The 2,924-nt window shown below is 66.0% G+C and carries 2 protein-coding genes and 1 pseudogene; all 3 read right to left on the bottom strand.

Annotation, left to right across the window (positions count from 1 at the left end; all coding sequences use genetic code 11):
* A pseudogene (locus tag Q0L57_RS10630) lies at nt 1-275 on the bottom strand (glutamine synthetase); the annotation flags it as partial.
* 11 nt (nt 276-286) lie between these two features.
* On the bottom strand, nt 287-1,666 hold the full coding sequence (locus Q0L57_RS10625; protein ID WP_296742269.1) for an aspartate aminotransferase family protein: 1,380 nt from the start codon (nt 1,664-1,666) through the stop codon (nt 287-289).
* 126 nt (nt 1,667-1,792) lie between these two features.
* Nucleotides 1,793-2,767 carry a WD40 repeat domain-containing protein gene (locus Q0L57_RS10620; protein WP_296742266.1) on the bottom strand — a complete coding sequence of 325 codons (975 nt, stop codon included), beginning with the start codon at nt 2,765-2,767 and terminating at the stop codon, nt 1,793-1,795.
* Nucleotides 2,768-2,924: the final 157 nt, after the last annotated feature.

Raw genomic sequence — 2,924 nt, 5'->3', positions numbered from 1 at the left:
CGGAGGTCGCCGTCGCCGGTGTCCCAGATCAGCCCGGTATCGTGGACATCCTCGCCGGTGATGTCGAGGCCGAGGATCGAGATCGGCATGTGCCGACCGTTCGTGAAGATGCCCATCAGCTCGTGCCGGCGCACGATCTTGCCGCGACCGATGCCGTTGGCGTCGGTGAGCACGATGTCGAAGGCCTCGATCTCGGGATGCGCGTCGAGAAAGGCAGTCGCCTCGGCGGGCATCGAGCCCGAGGGTGAAGTGGCAACAGTTGTTGGATTGTCCATGGCCGCTTCTCTCACGCCGCAAGCTTTGCCGCAACCGCGGCGAAGGCGGCGATCAGCCGGCCGACTTGCGCCGCTGTGGTCACGGGCGACAGCAGCATCATGTTGTGGAATGGCGCGATCAGCACGCCGCGATTGACCAGCGCAACATGGATGGCGGCCTCGAGCTCCGGCGCATGCGCCTTTTCGGCTTCACCGCCGTTCTTCAGCGGCCCCGGCGCGCAAATGAACTCGACGCGGGCGCCGACGCGCGCAACATGCCATGGCAGTTTGTGACGGCTGATGACGGCGCTCAGCCCGGCATCGAGCCGCCGCGCCAGCCGGTCCATGTGGACGTAGGCTTTCTCGGTCATCACCTCTTCCAGCGTCGCGCGCATCGCCGCGAATTGCAGCGGGTTGGCCGACAGCGTCGTGCCCATGCCGGAATAGCCGGGTTCCTTGGTCCTGTTGTAGGCACCGTAGCGGGTGGCGACCTCCTCGCTCATACCCCAGATGCTCGCGGGCACGCCGCCCGCCACAGGCTTGCCGAGCACGAACAGGTCGGGCTCCAAACCATGTTTTCTCGTATAGCCGCCGGGGCCGGTGGAGATGGTGTGCGTCTCGTCGATCAGGAGCAATGTGCCGGCCGCGCGTGTCAGCCGCCGCAGCGCATCGTGGAAGCCCTGGTCCGGCAGCACCATGCAGGAATTGGTCAGCACCGGTTCGGTGATGACGCAGGCGACATCCCGGTCGGCGAGTGCCGTTTCCAGCGCCACCAGGTCGTTGAACTCGACGATCTTGGTCGCGCGCGTGAGATCACGGAACTCTCCGGCCAGTCCCGGCCGGTTGACCGGCTTGCCGTCGATCAGCCGCACCATCGTCTCGTCGACCGAGCCATGATAGCAGCCGTTGAACACCAGGATCTTCTCGCGGCCGGTCACCGCGCGTGCGACGCGCAGCGCGAAGCGGTTGGCGTCGGTGGCGGTGGTGGCGATCTGCCAATAGGGCAGGCCAAACCGTTGCTGCAGAAGCGGACCGATGGCAATCGCGTCCTCGCTGGGCAGCATGTAGGTCAGGCCGCGCCCGGCCTGGCGGCGGATGGCGCGGGCGACGGCTGGCGGAGAATGGCCGAGCATGGAACCGGTGTCGCCGAGGCAGAAATCGTCGAGCTTGTTGCCGTCGACATCGATGATGGTGGCGCCTTTGGCGCCGTCGACCAGGATCGGAAACGGCGTCGGCCAGTCGGTCATCCAGTGCATCGGCACGCCGTTCAGGAACCCGGCGATGCCGTTGCCAAGCCTGGCTTCGGATTTCGGTCGCGCTTTTCGGAACACCGCCGCCTCCGCCTCGCGCAGTTCCGCGATGCGGGCAGCAGCGATGCCGCCGATGGAAGTCCTGGAATCCGATGCCTGCATGAAAGCCCCTCTGGTTTGGCGCGGCACTCTGCCTAGGGCTTTTCAAAACCGCAATTGGCCGCGACGGGGGCGGGCGTTGGCTCAGCCAAGGGGAATAGGTGCCTCGTTTCCTGCTCCCGTACTGCCCTAACCGGTGATGTCGATCACGCCGCAGTCCCCGGCGGCGCTTCCGAACACGACACGACGTTCTTCCTTGTCCCACATCATCGAGGTGATGGCGCCCTTGCCTGGGCGGCGCAGCAGCACTTCCTTGGCGTCGGCAAAACGCGCAGCGATCACCATGCCGTCCTCATAACCGATAGCCGCGACGTCCTGGCTCGGGTGGCAGGCGACGCAAGTCACCATCGTGTTGCCACGCGTGCCGAGTTCCAGCGGCGCCTTGCCCATAGGCCCGTCCTTGGCTGAAAACGGCCAGACGATCGCGGCCGGCGCGCCGGAGCTTGCCAGCCATTTTCCCTTGGCGCTCCAGGACAGGCTTTTCACCTTGCCGGGATAGCCGCTCATGCGCATGTGCTTGCCGTCGGCGAGCTTCCAGCCATGCAGCGCGTTCTCCTGCATCGTGGTGACAAGGAAAGCGCCGTCCGGTGAAAACGTGATGCCGGTATGGGCGCCGGCCCATTCGAGCTCGACCGGCTTGCCCTCTGCGGCCGGGAAATGCAACGTCGCGCCATTGTAGCGGGCAACGCCGAAACGCATGCCCTTGGGCGAGAAGCCCAGACCTTCGACCGAGCGCGGATGGGTGAATTCCCTGGTCTTGCCGTCGGCGAAACGCACGAAGGCGGACTTGCCCGAGCCATAGGCGATCGCGCCCTGCGGCCCGGCGGCGACGCTGGTGATCCATTTCCTGCCGGCGCTGGCAAGTTCCGCCACGTCACCGCCGGCCTTCACCGCAAACACCCTGCCGTCCTCGCCGCCGGTGATCAGCCGGTCGTTGACGGCGTCATGGAAGGCGCTGAGCAGCCCGTCATTGGCCTGGACCGTCTTGTGCCCATTGTCGAGCCGGTGCACCGCACCGTCGGCCAGGGCGAAATGCGGCACGTCGTCGAGGAAGACGGCAGCGACGCAATGGCCTTCGAGATCAAGCGGGGCGACTGTGGGCATGGGGACCGGTCCATTCGAGATTTCTGCCCCTCCCCATAAGGGGTTGAGCTGCGCGTCTCAACCCATGCGCGCTATCGCGGCGGGAAGGCTTGCAGGGTTCCCCCTTCTCCCCTTGTGGGAGAAGGTGTCGCCGAAGGCGACGGATGAGGGGTGCTCC

Source organism: Mesorhizobium sp. (genome assembly GCF_024509055.1).
Taxonomy (GTDB): domain Bacteria; phylum Pseudomonadota; class Alphaproteobacteria; order Rhizobiales; family Rhizobiaceae; genus Mesorhizobium.
The sequence above is the reverse complement of the archived record's forward strand: the minus strand, read 5'-3'. Positions and strand labels throughout refer to the sequence as shown.

Excerpts from the sequence above, each read along its gene's own strand:
- Q0L57_RS10625 (WP_296742269.1), bottom strand. The coding sequence starts at position 1,666 with ATGCAGGCATCGGATTCCAGGACTTCCATCGGCGGCATCGCTGCTGCC.
- Q0L57_RS10620 (WP_296742266.1), bottom strand. The coding sequence starts at position 2,767 with ATGCCCACAGTCGCCCCGCTTGATCTCGAAGGCCATTGCGTCGCTGCC.